The sequence below is a fragment of the Flavobacterium sp. CSZ genome (assembly GCF_015350725.1).
Lineage (GTDB): Bacteria > Bacteroidota > Bacteroidia > Flavobacteriales > Flavobacteriaceae > Flavobacterium.
In genome coordinates, this window is the sequence record NZ_JADKPQ010000001.1 from 498,531 (window position 1) to 517,142 (window position 18,612).

Consider the following 18,612-nt stretch of genomic DNA (forward strand, 5'->3'; position numbering starts at 1 on the left):
ATGACTTTTTAAACAAAGTAAAATTGACTTTTTAAACAAAACTCAAAAAATAATGCCGCTATAACTTTGCTCCCGTAACAAATAACACTTACTAAAAATGGAAACAAATAATTATCAGGGAGCATTGCAAAAACCTTTACAATCAGGATTTAATGCAAAATCAACAGCAGACGAAATCATCAAAGGAATTGATCTTACCGGAAAAATTGCTATTGTAACGGGCGGACATACCGGAATTGGTCTAGAAACAACCAAAACACTTTCGAACGCCGGAGCCACCGTAATTGTTGCCGCAAGAGATTTGGCTAAAGCCGAAAAAAATCTAAACGGAATCAACAATGTAGAATTAGAAGCGTTGGATTTCATGAATCCGGATTCTATTGATGCTTTTGCCTTAAAATTTTTATCTTCAAACAGACCTCTGCATCTATTGATTAATAATGCCGGAATTATGTGGGTGCCATTACGAAGAGATCATCGCGGTCATGAATCGCAATTGGTGACCAATTATTTGGGTCAGTTTCAATTGACTGCCCAATTATTTCCTGCCCTTAAAAAAGCAAACGGAGCGAGAGTACTGAATGTATCTTCATACGGGCATCAAATGGCACCTTTTAATTTTGATGATCCTAATTTTCTTCATCGTGATTATGACACGTTACAAGGTTACGGACAATCTAAAACGGCTTGTAATTTATTTGCTTTAGAATTAGACAATCGCACCAAAGAATTCAATGTAAGAGCTTATTCTTTACATCCGGGAAGCGTTTTAGGAACCGATCTAGGGAGAGAAGAACCCATAGAATTATTCAAACAAATGGGAACACACGATCAGGATGGCAACCTGAAACCTGAGGTTGCTGCTTTGCTAAAAACAATTCCGCAAGGGACTGCAACAACCATCTGGTGCGCTACAAGCCCAATGCTCAATAATATAGGCGGAGTGTATTGCGAAGATGCGGATATAGCAGAACTTGACCTCGGCAATATCGAACATAGATTTGATGATCCTGCAACAATTCGCGGTGTGCAGCCCTATTCTTTAGATCATGATAATGCCAAAAGATTATGGGATTTAAGCGAAAGAATGACCGGAATCACATTCGAAATTAATTAATCCCGTTACTGTAGAAAACAAAATGCCACCAGAGATTCTTATCTTTGATAAATTGAAATAGCAAATCTGCTGGTTAAAAATTAATAATATTTCAAAATGGAACATATCTCAAAATATTTAACTCAGGATATCAAACTCTCGTGCTACGAAGATAAGTTCTTTAAATCAGATTTGGTTTTCGATGATCATATGTTGATTTGGTTCATATCAGGAGAAACGAAAATCATTCAGGCCGACGCTGCTTTTACTTTCAAGGCAGGGGATATTTTTTTGATTCCCAGAAATTTACTCGCCACTATTATCAACTATCCTAAAAATGGTCAGCCACATAAAACCGTCGTAATGTATCTTTCGACCAAACGCCTGAAGGAATTCTACAAAAACATCGATTTAGATGCAAACAGAATTGCTGAACAAAAAATTATCAGTTATAACAATCATCCGTTATTAGAAAGCTGTCTGGCTTCATTAATACCCTACTTTGATATCGAAGGCGATTTCCCTGAGAATTTAGCCTCTCTAAAAATCACCGAAGCCATTAGTATTCTTAGAGAAATTGACAAAGGAATCGATAATATCCTCGCCAACTTTGATGAACCCGGCAAAATAGATCTAATAGATTTTATGCAGCGCAACTTCATGTTTAATATGCCAATGGAAAAATTAGGCTATTTAACCGGCCGAAGCTTATCTACTTTCAACAGGGATTTCAAAAAATACTTCAATACAACCCCACAAAAATGGCTCACAAAAAAAAGACTAGAGCTCGCCCATTATCAATTATCCGAAAACAAGAAAAAACCAATCGAGGTTTATTACGAAGTGGGTTTCGAAAATTTATCTCATTTCTCGTATGCCTTTAAAAAACAATTTGGCTATGCACCGACCTCGCTGAAGGTTTAGATTTTAGATTTTTAGATTTTTAGATTTTTAGATTTTTCCCTATCATTTTCAAAGTTTATAACTTTGAAAAAGATTTATTCTAGCATAGCCCGAGGTTTCAACCTTGGGATACAGATTGTGATAAAATATCGGCATCGTGTTGTGTATATATTGCAGTCATGGATTGCATCAAACGGTTTAAACCGTTCGCTATGTTTAAAGCAATCAAACAATAACAAAATCCGCACACATCCGCATTTTGGCGTAAGTGAATCCGTGCCATCCGTGTGCCATCGCTCATTTACTCATTATCTAATTATCTAATTTTTCGATATCTCATATTAACAAAATCTATTTTATGCTTTCTATTGCTCTTAGTGTAATGTGGTTCATTGTTATTAAACCTCCATTTCATTTTATCCTGCTTACACTTTTACTTTTAAATCTTATTTCAGTAGTAAGAAATTGGTGCGAACATATGGGAACTTCTTTAGAACGCAAGACTAATACATATTGGTTTCCAATGGGTTTTGGCATTAGCAATCATGATGTTCATCATCAACATCCAAATTTGTCCTGGCTTACATTAAAAATTGGTTTAATGAAACGAAAGAAAAATTCTAATCCGATAAAAAGCCTAAAGGGCATTTTTTTTGATAAAGCATTTACTTTTTACAAGGCTAAATAAGATTTTAAAGGATTAAATATTCTTCTCAGATTTTAGCAGATTAAATTTTAGATATTATCTACGTACATCAGCTTAGATCTTTTTAAAATCTGGGTGAAAATTTTTAAACAGATAGAAACATAGATTCTGCGCTCCGATTAGAGGTAGCTTAAAAAAATCTAGATTTTATCACATAGTTATTCGACTCAAGCTATGCGGTAATATTTAAAGTGAAACGCCTTTTAAACGATCCTAAAAGCTATGTCTCTATGTGTTTAAATAAAGCCAAAGATTAAAAGATTTTTTTTTACCCAGATTTCGCAGATTACAACAGATTATGCAGATTTAATTCAAAATAATCATCTGCAAACATCTGCCTAAATCTTTTTAAAATCTGCGTAAAAATTTTTACACACATAGCTTTACGACCGGTCTATGCGGTAATATTTAAAGTAAAACGCTTTTTAAACGATCCTAAAAGCTATGTTTCTATGTGTTTAAATAAAGCCAAAGATTAAAAGATTTTTTTCACCCAGATTTCGCAGATTACAACAGATTATGCAGATTTAATTCAAAATAATCATCTGCAAACATCTGCCCAAATCTTTTTAAAATCTACGTGAAAATATTTAGACATCTAATTACCTCTTAATACCATAAAGCAAAATCCTTTTAAACGAATAAATCGCTGGAAGTTTAGGGAAATACTCCGCAATTCTCTCTTTATACGTTTTAATAAAAAGCGCTTTCTCCTCCCCTTCCAAACGCTCTATATACGGGATCAAAGCCGAGCCCGATATAAAATTATAAAGCGTTTCATGATCGTTGGCAATGATAGGATATACTTTTTGCTGAATCTGCAACTCTTCGAGTCCGCCATCAAACAGAATTTGCGCATATTCGTCGATACTCAAAACAGGGGAATCTCTTTTGTAGCCTTTCAAATACGATTTAAAAGGTTCTTCATCAACCAAATCACTAAGAATTACATTGAGTTTATTTTCCGGCTGAACCGGCATTTGTACTGCAAATTGTCCTTTTGGGTTCACGAGTTTTATTAAGTCTGTAAATAACGTTTCGTGATCGTTTGACCATTGCAAAGCTGCATTACTAAAAATTAAATCCCATTTTTCGCCTGAAGCTAATGTTTCTTCTGTAGTTGCTTTTCTAAAATGCAGACGATTTGTTTCTAAAGCTTTCGATTGTTCCAGCATTTCTGCCGACGAATCTACACCCAGAAAACTGGCTTCTTTGAATTTATCAGACAAAATAGCCGTTTGCTCTCCCGTGCCACAACCTAAATCAATGGCTTTCATGCCGTTTACAGGCTTTATAAAATCGGCCAGATCATAAAAAGGCTGATAACGAATATTTTTGAATTTATTATAGATTTCCGGATTCCAAGGCATTGTATTTTATTTTATAAATTTCATTCGATCAGCAAAAGTTCGCGATCAAAGCAAAATTGGGTTACTAAAAACTAAGATACAAAATTCTTGTGGGTTTTATTAGGAGCTTTATCCAGCTCCCGAAGCTCAATGTCATTAAGTTAAGGAGAAATCTATAAAATCACTTAACAGTTAATCAAGAAAGCAATTAGAAAAATCCGTTTTATCAGCGTTTTCGCTTTAGCTCCCGAAGTCTTGGGACAGTACAATCAGCGTCTAATTTTGACACGGATAAAACAGATTTACTTCGTAAAAACGCGGATAAAAGCGGATTTGATTTGCAATAATTTTTATTCTTTTAAAGCTTAACTTAATGACATTGCCCGATCCCGAAACTTCGGGACGGGACTATATCTTTTATTTTTCTAAAGAAAAAAAATAAAAGGAATAACGCTTCTGCAAAAAGGAATGCTAAACGTAAATATAGCGCGGATTTGCAATCATGAGTGTGCCAAACTTTTAAAAATGGGCTGAAAGTCCTAAAAGCAATAGCGTAGTGCAACGCACTACGAATTAAATCAAAAGTGGAAATTGCCTTGAAAGGGCAAAAGAAAATAGAGCATAAAGAGGCAAAGAAAAAGGTGTTTTCCAGGAGAACATCATGTAAAGTAAATGTGCTTTTTGAAATTAGGCTTCCGCCCTTTCAGGGCTTAAAATTACAATCGTTTTTTATTCATAGTGCTTCGCACCATGCTATTGCTGAGGCTCTTTCAGAGCAACAGGTTTCGCAAATTTATAATTTGCAATCCGTGCCTGTTCCAATATTAAAGTGATTTTAGATTATCGTTCTTACTATATTGTGATATCCTTTGCGGGCACGAATTGCAAATATGCACTATTGTGTCTTGGTAATATTAATATCGCGGGCGATAGGGTTTTGAAATATATAACAATAAAGAAAGATTAAGCAATACGTATAAATACGGGTTTTAGTGAATGACTGTTATTACCTTTCAGCATATCGTCTTTTCATTAATTAAATAAATTGTAAACTCTTAAACCGGCAAAATAATATGAAACTCAGCGCCAATATTTTCTTCGGCTTTTGAGAAAATAATGCCTTTGTGGTTTTCTACGATTTTTTTGCCAATGGCGAGGCCAATTCCGGTTCCGGTGTAAACTTCGTTGTTGTGTAACCTTTGGAAAATGGTAAAAATTTTATTCTCGTATTGTTTGTTAAAACCTATGCCGTTGTCTTTTATGATGATTTCGCAGTAGGTTAAAGTGGGATCCAAGGTTGGAAATTTTTTAATCTCACTGGCAGTCATTTTATGCGAATTGATTTCGACTTTAGAGCTTGAACCGTCGTTTTTATAGAACTTAAGAGCATTGCTTATTAAATTATAAAAAAGCTGGTTCATCTGTAACGGAATCGCATTGATAACAGGCAATTCACCTACTTTTATCTCAAGATCGCGTTCTTCAATCATTAACTCAAAATCAACCAGAATATCAGCTATAATAACATTTAGATCTGTTACTGCAAACAGTCTGTCAGGGTTGTTAAGATAAGAATAAGCCAGTAAATCTTTAATGAGCGTATTCATTCTTATCGAAGATTTGCTGATTTTTTCGACTAGAGTAAGAGCTTCAGCAGAAAAATCTTCATTCATTTCCAGCAATCGGCTTATGAACATCAATATTTTACGCAAAGGTTCCTGCAAATCATGACTGGCCACATAGGCATATTCCTGCAGCTGCACATTAGCGCCGTGCAAATTCTTAACAGAACTTTCGAGTTCTTGATTCGCTGTAAGCAAATCGGTAGTGCGTTCCTCTACTTTTGCTTCAAAACCACTTGATAATACCTGCAGTCTTTTTTCGATAATTCTGCGTTCGGTAATATCTTCAATTGCCAGTAAAATCAATTGTTCTTTACTGGTTTCATTGGTTACTTGTCTGGCATTTAAAAGCATGACACTTTCGCCGTAAGGCAATAAATTTACTGAGATCTGATAATCATCAAGCTGCGTTTTTTCGGGCAATACTTTTTCGAGCATGGCACGCATCGGGATATTATCAAAAAGATGATTTTGTATTTCGTAAATTAGTTTTCCGGTGGCTTCTTCCTTGGTAATATTGTATTTTTTAGAAAATGCCCTGTTGATATTTTTTATCCTTAAATTGGTGTCCAGCACTACAATAGGTTCTCTAAGAGTCGCTACAATGGCCTCAGTATAATTTTTAGATATATTTATTTGCTGTTGTTTGTTCAGGAGTTCCTGATTAATCTGCAAAAGCTCTTCGTTACTGGATTGCAATTCTTCTTTTGAGGTTTCCAGTTCTTCATTCAGACTTTGCAGTTCCTCGCTCCCACTCAATAATTCCTCATTGGCGCTTTGCAGTTCTTCGTTAGATGCTTCCTGCTCTTCGCTAATGGCGTTTACATCGTCATGAATTTTGGCCAGTTCTTTCTCGAGTTGCGCAATCCTTCTCAAATTAGTATTTTCGCGTAGTTCTTCTGCCGTAATCTGATTCGAAATTACATCTTCTTTTCGAACAACGGTTTTATAAAACAAAACCAAAAAGTAAGGTTCTGAAGTATCTTCTAAGGGATGAATTTCAATAGAAACTTCGCTAATAGTGCCTTTATTTTTAACCTGAATTCCTTCTTTTTTGACCAAAGCTCCCGTTTCTTTGGCTTTATGCCAGGTATTTCGTAGTTCAAATGCCAAACCTTCCTTGGTCATTTTTAGCAAATTAAACGTAGGTTTTCCTGTCGAAAGTTCAATAAATTCGGATATAGAAGCATTTATATGTACAATGTCCATTTGCTCGTTTACAATAACACTGGCAGGAGTATATTTAGAAATCAAGAGTGCTTCGGCGCTTTTTCTAAAGTCTTCTTTGACGATTTCTTTTCGTTGAATATCGGCTTTTAAGGTTTTCAATTTATCATTGCCTCCCATACCGGAATGTACCAATCGGCCTGAAACCTGTTTACGGGTATAAATTTTTCCCGCTTTCTCGAATGGCTGAAAAAGTTCAGCGGCAGGAACAGCAGTTTCTGATTTTCCTAAAAGTAAAAATCCGTTTTCTTTTAAGGCGTAATGAAAAGTAGCCAGCGATTTTTTCTGCAAAAACGAATCCATGTAAATGAATACATTTCGACACGTAATCAGATCCATTTTGGCAAAAGGCGGATCAGTTAGAAAATTATGTACTGCAAAAATGCATAAATCCCTAATTTGACTTTTAATTTTGTAACCGTTTGTATTGGCGGTAAAATATTTGGTCAGGATGGTTTCAGAAACATTTCGCATTTGCGATTTTCTGTAAAACCCAATTCGTGCTTTGGCTATCGCCACTTCAGAAATATCCGAAGCAAAAATCTGAATTTCTTTTCCCTCCAAATTTTCGCCTAAAAACTCATGAAGCGCAATTGCCAAAGTATAGGCTTCTTCTCCTGTAGAACATCCTGCAATCCAGATACGTATGGCGTTTCCTTCGGTTATTCTGTTGGTTAATAAGGGAAAAACTTTTTCTCTCATTATTTGAAATATCTTGGTATCTCTAAAAAATTCAGTCACAGGAATCAATAAATCGTTGAACAAATCTTCTGGCGCCAGTTTATCGCCCTGAAGTACTTTTAGATAATCTCTTAAACTTACGATTTTATTCAAAGCCATTCTTCTGGCAATGCGTCTGCGTATGGTAGTTTGTTTGTAATAAGTAAAATCTACACCGCTATGATGGCGTAAAATTTTGATAATTTCCTGAAATATTTCTTCGTCATCGGGATCGTTTTCTTCGCTAATCTGATCTCTGGCTTTTGATAGTTCGATCAATTTCTGTACAATCTTACCTGGCGATAGCACATAATCTACTACTCCGGCATTAATAGCGTTTTGAGGCATTTCGTTGTTAGCCGCTTCAATATCCTGGGCAAAAGTAATTCCGCCGTGTTTTTTGATCGCTTTAAGACCAATTGTTCCGTCAGATCCGTTTCCTGAAAGCAATACGCCATAGGCAAGGTCAAGATGCACCTCCGCCAATGAATTAAAAAACACATCTATTGCCTGATTTTTAGTGTCCTTTTCTCTTGGGTTCAATTTTAAAACACCATCAAAAGAAGTAAGCATTTTATTCTCCGGAATAACATATATAGTATTGGGAGCCAAATGAATATCATCGGTAATTTCGTTTATTGGAATTTTGGAAACACGCGAAAGCAGCTCTGTAAGCATACTGTCATGCAGCGGATGCAAATGCTGCACAATGACGTAGGCCATTTCAGAATCAGCAGGAATGGCTTCAATAAATTGTCTAAAAGCCTCTAATCCTCCTGCAGAAGCACCAATACCAACTATGGGAAAATCCTGGCGGGTAGCCTTGGGTAAATTGTTCTTTTGCTTATGCATGATTTCAATTTTTAAATATTTAAGTAATTATAAATCAATGCATAATATTAAAACTGCATATTTTTTTACTAAACTGTAATAACGAAAGATTCAATTTTTGCATCTCCTAATTTTTCTTTCCAATCTGTTTCGATCACCTTTTTTAATAATTTCTTTAAATCACTAAAAGCAATAGGTTTTACCACGTAAGCGTTCGCACCTAATCCGAAAGTGCTTTTGACACCATCTGCAGTTGCAGATGTTGAGTAAATAGCAATAACCGGAATATCTTTAAACTTAGCATCTTCGCGAATTTGCTGTAAGGTCTCAAAACCGGATAAAATAGGCATATTCAGGTCTAAGAAAATGATATCCGGAATACCCAAACTGGTATCATAAAGACGATCGAGAAGTTCTACACCATTTTTACAAAATTCGATTGGATAATCGAGATCAAGATCTTCCAGAGCTTCTGCAAAAAAATCTCTATCGTCTTCATCATCATCGGTAAGTAAAATCTTTATATTCTTTTGAGTATTCATCATTGGGTCGCGTTAGATTCAAATGTACGCTTAAATAAATTGGAATGAAGAATTAGCTTTGATTAACTTAACATTTTATCAATAAGATTATCAATTTGTTTAAAAAATAGCTATTAATACACTTAAATCATTGATAATATTGAGTTTAATTCACTTTTACACACTTGTATTATATCTACATATAAATAGTCTTTTACCTACATAAATATTTTTTTATTTTTTTAAGAAAGAAGGAACGATCCACTACAAATAAGCTTAAAATGAAATTAATGGCTTATTTTTGTGTTATGCAAAATGAAATAGCCAAGAGATTGTGCCAATGACAAAAACAATCATATATTTTTACATTCCTAAACAAGTCACACTTCTTGACTTAAGCGGTGTTGTCGAAGTTTTTCAGGAAGCAATTGGTTTAGGATTTCAATATGAGCTTCAATTTATTAGCAGCCAGTCTTCTGTAGTTTCATCTTCGGGGCTAGAGTTTGCATCGTTAACCCATTTTTCTAAAACAAATCCAAAAGAAAATGATCTTGTTTTTATTTCGGGAAGCAGTACGCACCAGATCGATCTGAATGCTGAAGACGCTTTGTTTTTTGAATGGCTTCAACAATTAAATGCTAATCAAACTACAATTTGCAGTATTTGTTCAGGCGCTTTTCTTTTGGCGAAAGCCGGACTTTTAGACCATAAAGAATGTACGACACACTGGAAATTGGTAGATAAGCTCAAAAAAGATTTTCCGCTTGCCAAAACTCAAAATAATACTTTGTTTACCCAATCGGGAACTATTTATACGAGCGCCGGAATTATAACGGGAATTGATCTTGCGCTGCATATCATCGAACAGCGCCATGGCAAAGAAACCGCAGCTACGATTGCAAAAGAATTGGTAGTCTATAAAAGAAGGCATGGCAATGACGAACAGGAAAGCGTGTATTTGCAAAACCGAAATCATCGCGACGAAAAGATTCATATCATTCAGGATTGGATTATTTCGAATTTGGAAAAAACGTCTACAATCGATTTTTTAGCCGAATTGATTCACATTGGCCCCAGAAACCTGACACGAATTTTCAAAAAACAAACCGGAATCACCATCGCAGAATATCGAACCAAACTACGGATCGAAAAGGCTAAAAGTTTACTCCTTAATTCTGATTATAAAATAGAACATATTGCCCATTTATGCGGTTATAAAACCTCCAAACAATTAAGGGTTATTCTCGAAAGTTATCTTGACGCCTTACCTACTGAAATCAAAAACTGCTGGTCTTAAAACGACTATCGTTTGTCCTTTTTTGATCTTTAATAGAAAGGTAAATTTGCCTATAACAATCTAATTTATAAAAAGATGAAACTTAGAGACCAAAATACAGCCCTGATTTTAATTGATGTTCAGAAGGGTTTTAATGAAGAAAACCATTGGGGCGGAAACCGAAATAATAAAGATGCCGAAACCAAAATGGCTCAGATTCTCGGGCAATGGAGAACATTAAAATTGCCCATTTTTCATATTGTGCATAGTTCTCTGCATCCGGATTCAAAACTGCACGCTTCGCATCCGGGATTCGAAATCAAAGACGAAGTAAAACCTATTACCGGAGAACCTGTGATTACAAAAAATGTCAACAGCGCTTTTACAGGAACTGATTTAAAAGAAAGATTAGACAATCTCAATATCAAAACACTTGTTATTGTGGGCTTAACAACGAATCATTGCGTCTCGACAACGGCAAGAATGGCGGGAAATTTTGGTTATGATGTCTACTTAATTTCTGACGCGACAGCAACCTTCGACCGAATTGGCATCAACGGCGAAAAATACGATTCGGAATTAGTACATCAAATATCCCTGGCAAGTTTGCACAACGAATTCGCAGAAGTAATCGATACTAAAAGACTTTTAGAATTAATTTAAGAGTTTTTTGCCACAAATTTCTTTTGTAATGCTAAAAATAGTTAACCACAAATTACACAAATTTCCGCAAATTTCTTTTTACAATCTTTAATCTTAAAAAAAATAAAAACAATACTAAAGTCTAATGTCTATGCGCAATCATAAAAAAATAATTTGCGAAAATTTGCTTAATTTGTGGTTAAAATTCATAACCAACTAGAATAGCTCATTTTATTGACCTACATCAAACTTTTGCATCTTAAACAATTCTAGATTTGCTGCTCATTAATTTAAAATATCCAAAACAAAATGATCGGCACACTACCATATCCTTTAGAAAAATTTGGTTTAACAAGCGTACAACGTGTAGAAAACGCGCTACAACATCTGCAAAACGGAAAAGGAATTTTATTAACCGATGATGAAGACCGCGAAAATGAAGGTGATTTGATATTTTCGGCACAACATATGAGCATTAAAGATATGGCTCTGATGATTCGCGAATGCAGCGGAATTGTCTGCCTTTGTCTGTCTAACGAAAAAGCAGATGAACTCGAATTGCCTTATATGGTTAAGGAAAACACAAGCAGTTTTCAGACTCCGTTTACCATAACTATCGAAGCCAAAGAAGGCGTGACAACCGGAGTTTCGGCAGTAGATCGCATTACCACTATTAAAGCGGCAAGTGCTGTAAATGCAAAAGCCTCAGACTTAGCCAGACCCGGACATATTTTCCCTTTACGTGCCAAAAACAACGGAGTTCTCGAACGAAACGGACATACAGAAGGCAGTGTAGATTTAATGAAATTAGCAGGTTTACAACCAGAGGCTGTTTTGTGTGAGTTAATGAATGAAGATGGCAGTATGGCCAAACTTGACAAAATCATTAGCTTTGCAGAAGAACACGATTTGGTAGTATTGTCTATTGAGGATATTATTTATTACCGCAAATTTGTGAGAGATTATAAGTAACAAATGATATACGAGCAACTTGGTGATTATATAAAAAATCGTATTGAGGTTTCTGATGAAAGCCTCAATACGATTTTATCTTATTTTAAGCCCCTAAAACACGATAAAAATGAGCTATTGGTTTCAGCGGGACAAACCAGTCAGAATACTTATTTTGTGGGCAAAGGCTGCCTGAGAATCTATTATATCAATGAAGAAGGAAAAGATGTAACCCGATATATTGCTTTCGAAAACCAAATTGCTACGGCGTTAGTAAGTTTTATTACCAAAGCCCCTTCGGCAGAATATATACAAGTGATCGAAAAATCGGAACTATTGTATATTACTCATGAAGATTTTAATCACTTACTTCAAACCATCCCGGAATGGATGCAATTTTATTGTCGCTATTTAGAAAGAGCTTATGTCAATAATACCAACAGATTGATGTCTTTTACCACCATGGATGCTCTCGAACGATACCAGCTTTTACTAAAAATAAATCCGACGATTGTAAAACGTTTACCAAATAAAATTGTGGCGTCGTACATCAACGTTTCGCAGGAAACACTAAGCAGATTGAAGTCTAAGTTTTGATGTTAAAAATCAATATTAATTATTAATTATTAATTCTGTATTCTTTACTCTATATTCTTTATTCTAACTATTTACTACTTTTTTAATGAAACAATGTTGCATTTATAAATAAGAATTTTATATTTGCAACAATATTGCATTATCAATATCGATTCATCTGAATGAAAAAGAATTTTAAAATATTAAATCTTTTTATGCCGCTAATAGTAGTATTTGCTATACTATTTCCGGCAATACATTCGTATGAACACATACAGAATCATAATGCGGCGCATAAATGCATTCAGCATTACAATTATTCTTCTAAAACCGAATTTAAAGTACACGACCATTCAAACGAAGAATGTGCTATTTGTCATTTTAAATTTAGCCCTGTTGGTACTTTCTCATTTGTAACCTTTCAATTTTATAAAAACAGTACAATAATCCATTTTGTACATTTTTATTCAAAATCATATTCTCCATTTTTCAAAGGCTCTTTATTCTCATTAAGGGCACCTCCTATTGTCTAGAACTATAAAAAGTAATCATTTCATTTTTATGAATTGATGTGCGTTTGTATGTTTTAGAATCTAATTTAAGTTCGAAAAGCAATTCACTTTTCTTAATCATTACTATTAGTTTTTTCTTGCAACAACTTGCTTAGAAACACGTTTTACTATTTGGATATGTAAAATTTTCCCTTTCGGGGAATAAAACTAAATTGTCTATAATCAGATCGAAAAGAATAGTATGGCCATTATTTTCTACCACATTAAATTCAATAATCTAATTGAATCAGCACTTCGCACGCCTGCTTTTTACATTTCACATTCCACAATCTAAAAATCTAAAGTCTAAAATCTAAAATCTAAAATTTTTGCGTCGTCTTGTTATGCCGTAAAGTGCCATTTCCTGCGATTTTCTGCGCATTAGACTGCTTTTTTGTAACTCAATTTTTTACATATGAATCCTTTTAAAATCAACAAAATGAAGCCAACTAAAATTCTTGTCGTCGCTTTACTAAGTGTTTTTGCTCTGTCGTCATGCAGCAGCGACAACAACGAAATTGATACCGAATATCCTGTAATCGATAATTCGGCTTCGAATGCATTCCCGATACAATGCAGCGAAATCACCCGCGGACAAAAAATTACTTTTAGGGCAAAATTTACAGACAATGCTGCTTTGGGATCATACAGTCTCGACATTCATCACAATTTTGACCATCACACGCACAGTACCGAAGTTAATAATTGTCTTGCAGATCCTATCAAAAAGCCTGTGAATCCTATGTTGTACATCAATTCAGTTACAATTCCAGATGGACAAAAAAATTACGAAGCTGTGCAGGAAATCACGATCCCAACCGATATTGATCCGGGCGATTATCATTTTATGATCCGCCTGACCGATAAAGAAGGCTGGCAGACCATTAAAGGCTTAAGTATTAAAATTTTATAATGAATTGATGAACGAAAATAAACCGAATCGATTACGGACTTTTTTCCTGCTGCTTTGCTGTTTTGCTATAGTTACAAAAGCTGCAGCGCAATCTGTTCTTGTATCCGGCAGCGTATTTTCCGACGGCCATAAACCGTTGGATGGCGCTATCGTTACCCTTTATCCTTCTGCTATAAGTATGCTTACAGATCAACAAGGGCATTTTTTCTTTCCTCAAATCCCTAAAAATTCTAACAGATTAACAGTGAGTTATTCCGGTTATTCGCTTTATGAAGTAAAACTTTCGTTGGAGAAAAATTCAAATGCCCTGCCTCCTATTTTCTTAAAACCCGAAGCAAAACAATTACAAGAAGTTGTGATTACAGATAGCTATGAAGCACGCCGAAAAAAGACAGAATCTCTGAATATCGAAACCGTTAACAGCAGTTTTATTCAGCGCAATCTCGGCGGAAGCCTGATGCAATCGCTGCAAAGACTTCCGGGTGTTAAAACCATTTCTATTGGTTCAGGAGGTTCAAAACCCCTGATTCGCGGAATGAGTTTTAATCAGGTGATTGTGGTAGAAAATGGTATCAAACACGAAGGCCAGCAATGGGGCGCTGATCATGGTTTAGAAATCGATCAATATGCCGTAAATCGGGTTGAAATTATCAAAGGGCCATCTTCATTCCTATACGGATCTGATGCTATTGGCAGCGCTATTAATATAAAACCTGTCCCCTTTCCTTCTAAAAATGTTTTGGGCGGAATCGCTGATTTTACAGGAAAAAGCAACAACGAACAATTTGGAGGATCGTTTAATTTATTTGGCCGCAATGAAAAATGGTTTTTCGATACCCGAATCACCGCGATGGAATATGGCGATTACCGCGTTCCTACTGATACCGTACATGTGTACAACTATGCCGTGCCGTTGTACAAAAATCATTTGCGTAATACCGCAGGAAAAGAAATCGATTTACACGGAAGTGTTGGTTACGTTACTGATCGATTTAAATCGGTTTTCTATATAAGTAATATTTACACCAAAAGCGGCTTTTTTGCCAATGCCCACGGACTAGAACCAAGAAATGTTGACACCGACCTTCATGACAAATCGAGCCGTGATATTCTAATGCCTTATCAGGAAGTGACGCATACTAAAATGAGTAATACCACTTCATTTTCAATAGGAACTCATAAACTGGAAACACAATTGGGTTTTCAGCAAAATTTCCGTCGCGAATGGAGTCATTATGTCAATCATGGCTATATGCCACCGCTTTATCCTGAAGATATGTATGCGCCAAAAGATCTCGAAAGGCAATATGATAAGGAAGTTTTTTCTGTAGCTATTAAAGATGAGTTTTCGATACAAAAACATCAAATTACAATGGGTATAAACGGCGAACAGCAGCAAAATACAATTAATGGCTGGAGTTTCCTGATTCCCGCTTTCAAACAATCGAATGCCGGATTATTTGTTTACGATAAATATCAGCTCAATGATTTATGGCTGCTTCATGGCGCAGTACGTCTGGATTATGGGCGAATCGAAATGAAACAATATACAGATTGGTTTCAAAGCGAAATTACAGAAAATGGCGAGACTCGTTCTGAGTATTTAAAACGTTCAGAAAACCTGACAAGAACATTCAACAGTTTCAACTGGTCAGCGGGTGTTAATTATACTCCGGGACAATTATCGCTTAAAGCTAATCTGGGAACAAGTTTTAGAATGCCCATTGCCAAAGAACTGGCCTCAAACGGGGTGAATTATCATTATTTCAGGTTTGAAAAAGGAGATCCCAATTTATCGGCAGAACGTTCGTATCAATTAGATCTTGGTATCGATTGGCAGCAAAACAAATGGTCGGTGCAGCTGAGTCCGTTTTTCAATTATTTCCCCAATTACATTTACCTGAATCCTACTTCACAGCATGATATTTATTACGGAGCCGGAAATCAGGTATTTGAATATAAGCAAAGTAAAGTCATGCGTTATGGCGGAGAATTGCAAACACGTTACCAATTCCTGAAAAATTTAAGCGGCGAGATTTTGGCTGAATATCTGTATTCAGAACAATTATCAGGGAGCAAAAAAGGCTATACACTTCCCTTCTCTCCGCCTGCTTCGGTTTTGTTTGGACTGACATATAATCCCGAAATTAAAGGCTTAAATGACACTTATTTCTCGCTTGATTATCGCTATACCGCACAACAAAATCAGATTGTTCCTCCCGAAAGAAAAACGGCTAGCAGCAACGTATTCAATCTCACAATGGGAACCAAAGCAAAAGCGGGACAACAGGATTTTATCATTAGCCTTCAGGTTCAGAATTTATTCAATGCAAAATACCTAAATCATACCAGTTTTTACAGGCTGATTGAACTTCCTGAAGCAAGCCGAAATATTATTCTATCTGTGAAAATTCCCTTTTTAATACATAAATCAATTTAATATGAATTCAATTAACAAACCCCAATTCCTTATGAAAAAAGCAAAATTATTGCTGCTGTTTTTTGTTGTCGCCGCTGTATTTACAGCCTGTGATAACGACGATAATAACGAAGTTTCTAAACCAACAGCCACGAATGTTGAGATTGGAACTGCGAATAACAAACGCGCCTTAATTGGCCGCGATTTCCATTTCAACGCTGATGTAATTGCCGGTGATAAAATTGCCGATGTACAAATCAAAATCCTTCCTAAAAAAGGTGAAACTTATACTAAAGACTGGAAGTTCGAATTGTCATTTATAGAATATAAAGGAGCTAAAAACACCAATGTACACAAGCATTTTAATATCCCTGCCGATGCTCCCGAAGGTAAATTCGATTTCTCGTTTATCGTTCTGGATGAAAACGGGTCGCAACTCGAAATCAAAGAAGAAATGACCATTACAGATCCTGCCAATATGCCTGCTGATCCGTTAATTGGGCGTGATATGCTTTCTCGAAATGACGATCTTATTTATTATATGGAAACATGGACAGAACCGGAACTGATCTTCAAAAAGAACGATAAAATCACAGCGCATGCACAAGTAAGCCAGATTATGGGCGACGGAATTCTATATTCTGTTTTGATAAAAAAGAGCCTTAATTACCATCCCGAAAGTATTGACAATCTTGATTTCAAAAAAGTTATCGTGATTTCAAAAGTAGAACATACAGGTCTTCCGGCGGCTTCAAAAATTACGACGCTGCAAAAAATCAATGACGTTTGGGGTGGTGAAAGTATCGTCGTTGGCACTGATAAAGATGCCGAAGGAAACCCTACAACCGCAGATAAATCATGGCAATCCGGACAATACAACTGGGTCATACTTTATAAAAATACCTCTTATAATCTGAGCGTCTACAAATCAATGCCTATTACCATTAATTTTTAATTTGTAAATTTTTTAAAACCTAAATTAATTTAAACACTTTTTACCATGAAAAACAATTATTTCAAACTCCTTCTCTTATTTGCTTTATCCGCTTTTGCTGTCTCTTGCAGCAATGACGATGACAATACTACCGAAACGCCAGAAGAAACCCTTTCTGAATACAAATTTTTAAGAGTATTATTGTCTGATGAAAAAACAACCGCCATTACGCTTGTAAATCCGGTTGACGCTACGATAACTTCTTTTAATGCCAAATTTGCAAAGTCATCACTTTATACCACAGAATCCGGTCGCTATGCGGGACTTGTTCACCGTGCAGACAATACGGTTGAAACTTTCGACAGCGGATTCGAAAGTCACGGTGATCACGTTGATGTAGACGGAATCCCTAAATTTGGTACCTTAACAGGACAAGCGCCTTTGCCAACGCATTTTAAAAGTAAAATTGGAGAATTACTCACTTTCAATGACGGAGACGGAACTTTATCGGTTGCCAAGGAATCGGAGATCAATACAGCCGGAGCTAAATTTAAAGTAATAAATGCAGGTTTATTGGCGCATCATGGCGCTATGGCGACTTTCTTAAACGGAACTTACGCCATTACCCAAAAAGACAATTCAGTTGCGGGAACATTGCCTGAAAAAGTAAAAATTATCGACAATACAGGTAAAACGCTTTTTGAATCTACTATTGCAACAAAAGGAATCCACGGAAATGCTTCTGACGGAACTTACGCGGTTTTTGGTTCAGCAAACGGCGTGCTTGTAGTAGAAAGTTCAGGAAAACAAAAATTAATTGCGCTTCCGGAAGACTTTGGAAGTGCCTGGTTTGGAACCATTTTAGAAACGAAAGCCAAAGGAAAATTTATAGGATATACCGCCGCAAAAGGTGCTTATTTAATTGATGTTACATCCGGAACGATCAAACCAATTTTGCAAAGCACTAGTATTATGCAATGTAAAGTAAGCTACAATACCAGTAAATTAGGGATTCTGCTGTTTTCAGGCGAATTCAAATTATTCAACCTGACCAGTTTGCAAGTTGAAAAAGAAGGAAAAGTAATTCCGGAAACAGCAAGCGATGCAGCCTCGAAACCACAAATTCAGTTAACAGAGAATTTTGCGTACATCACTTCTCCATCAACCGGAGAATTATTGCAATTGAATTTGTCTAATATGAAAATTGAAAAGAAAATAAAGGTTTCGAATACACCTTATACGATTACTCTTTTGGGCTTTGAAAATAGTAAAGGTCATTAGTTTTTGTTTTTTTTATTTTGAGAAAGACTGTCTGTAAAAGGGCAGTCTTTTTTTTTCTTACTTGTCATTGCGTTGAACGAAGCAACGATGTTTT

Annotated in this window: 15 protein-coding genes; 12 read left to right on the forward strand and 3 right to left on the reverse strand. The window is 35.7% G+C overall.

The genetic code is table 11. The features are described from left to right. The first annotated feature begins 97 nt into the window (after positions 1 to 97). The 3 genes from IRZ78_RS02060 (at position 98) to IRZ78_RS02070 (ending at position 2,687) form a co-directional block, all read left to right on the forward strand. Positions 98 to 1,117 (forward strand): SDR family NAD(P)-dependent oxidoreductase, encoded by a 1,020-nt coding sequence (locus IRZ78_RS02060; protein WP_194614934.1) that lies wholly within the window; start codon positions 98 to 100, stop codon positions 1,115 to 1,117. 96 nt (positions 1,118 to 1,213) lie between these two features. Continuing rightward, positions 1,214 to 2,020 carry a helix-turn-helix domain-containing protein gene (locus IRZ78_RS02065; protein ID WP_194614935.1) on the forward strand — a complete coding sequence of 269 codons (807 nt, stop codon included), beginning with the start codon at positions 1,214 to 1,216 and terminating at the stop codon, positions 2,018 to 2,020. A 337-nt stretch (positions 2,021 to 2,357) separates the two neighbouring features. Beyond that, complete coding sequence (locus IRZ78_RS02070) at positions 2,358 to 2,687, forward strand: hypothetical protein (RefSeq protein WP_194614936.1); 330 nt, start codon at positions 2,358 to 2,360, stop codon at positions 2,685 to 2,687. Positions 2,688 to 3,307: 620 nt separating this feature from the next. Here IRZ78_RS02070 and IRZ78_RS02075 read toward each other — a convergent pair. From IRZ78_RS02075 to IRZ78_RS02085, 3 genes are all read right to left on the reverse strand, one after another. Then, positions 3,308 to 4,075, reverse strand: coding sequence for a methyltransferase domain-containing protein (locus tag IRZ78_RS02075; RefSeq protein ID WP_194614937.1), 768 nt, complete (start codon positions 4,073 to 4,075; stop codon positions 3,308 to 3,310). A 1,034-nt stretch (positions 4,076 to 5,109) separates the two neighbouring features. After that, the gene (locus tag IRZ78_RS02080; RefSeq protein ID WP_194614938.1) at positions 5,110 to 8,475 is read right to left on the reverse strand and encodes a CheR family methyltransferase; all 3,366 of its coding nucleotides are present in this window, start codon (positions 8,473 to 8,475) and stop codon (positions 5,110 to 5,112) included. 68 nt (positions 8,476 to 8,543) lie between these two features. Next, positions 8,544 to 8,999: a response regulator gene (locus tag IRZ78_RS02085; protein ID WP_194614939.1), complete on the reverse strand. Its 456-nt coding sequence runs from the start codon at positions 8,997 to 8,999 to the stop codon at positions 8,544 to 8,546. A gap of 316 nt (positions 9,000 to 9,315) precedes the next feature. On the opposite strand from IRZ78_RS02085, the gene IRZ78_RS02090 reads away from it, so the two are divergent. The 9 genes from IRZ78_RS02090 to IRZ78_RS02130 all read left to right on the forward strand — a co-directional run bounded on the left by IRZ78_RS02090 (position 9,316) and on the right by IRZ78_RS02130 (position 18,518). Further along, the gene (locus tag IRZ78_RS02090) at positions 9,316 to 10,272 is read left to right on the forward strand and encodes a DJ-1/PfpI family protein (RefSeq protein WP_194614940.1); all 957 of its coding nucleotides are present in this window, start codon (positions 9,316 to 9,318) and stop codon (positions 10,270 to 10,272) included. Between the two features lie 75 nt (positions 10,273 to 10,347). After that, positions 10,348 to 10,914 (forward strand): cysteine hydrolase family protein, encoded by a 567-nt coding sequence (locus tag IRZ78_RS02095; RefSeq protein ID WP_194614941.1) that lies wholly within the window; start codon positions 10,348 to 10,350, stop codon positions 10,912 to 10,914. 288 nt (positions 10,915 to 11,202) lie between these two features. Further along, positions 11,203 to 11,865, forward strand: a complete 663-nt coding sequence (gene ribB, locus IRZ78_RS02100; protein WP_194614942.1) for a 3,4-dihydroxy-2-butanone-4-phosphate synthase — start codon at positions 11,203 to 11,205, stop codon at positions 11,863 to 11,865. A 3-nt stretch (positions 11,866 to 11,868) separates the two neighbouring features. Further along, a complete protein-coding gene (locus IRZ78_RS02105; RefSeq protein ID WP_194614943.1) occupies positions 11,869 to 12,441 on the forward strand; it encodes a Crp/Fnr family transcriptional regulator in 573 nt (190 codons plus the stop codon). Between the two features lie 194 nt (positions 12,442 to 12,635). Next, entirely contained in the window at positions 12,636 to 12,953 is a 318-nt protein-coding gene (locus IRZ78_RS02110; RefSeq protein ID WP_228520332.1) for a hypothetical protein, read from the forward strand. 457 nt (positions 12,954 to 13,410) lie between these two features. Further along, a complete protein-coding gene (locus tag IRZ78_RS02115) occupies positions 13,411 to 13,884 on the forward strand; it encodes a DUF4625 domain-containing protein (RefSeq protein WP_194614945.1) in 474 nt (157 codons plus the stop codon). Positions 13,885 to 13,891: 7 nt separating this feature from the next. Further along, positions 13,892 to 16,324: a TonB-dependent receptor gene (locus tag IRZ78_RS02120; protein WP_228520333.1), complete on the forward strand. Its 2,433-nt coding sequence runs from the start codon at positions 13,892 to 13,894 to the stop codon at positions 16,322 to 16,324. A 31-nt stretch (positions 16,325 to 16,355) separates the two neighbouring features. After that, positions 16,356 to 17,258 carry a DUF4625 domain-containing protein gene (locus IRZ78_RS02125; protein ID WP_228520335.1) on the forward strand — a complete coding sequence of 301 codons (903 nt, stop codon included), beginning with the start codon at positions 16,356 to 16,358 and terminating at the stop codon, positions 17,256 to 17,258. 45 nt (positions 17,259 to 17,303) lie between these two features. Continuing rightward, a complete protein-coding gene (locus tag IRZ78_RS02130) occupies positions 17,304 to 18,518 on the forward strand; it encodes a hypothetical protein (RefSeq protein WP_194614947.1) in 1,215 nt (404 codons plus the stop codon). The last annotated feature ends 94 nt before the right edge of the window (positions 18,519 to 18,612 follow it).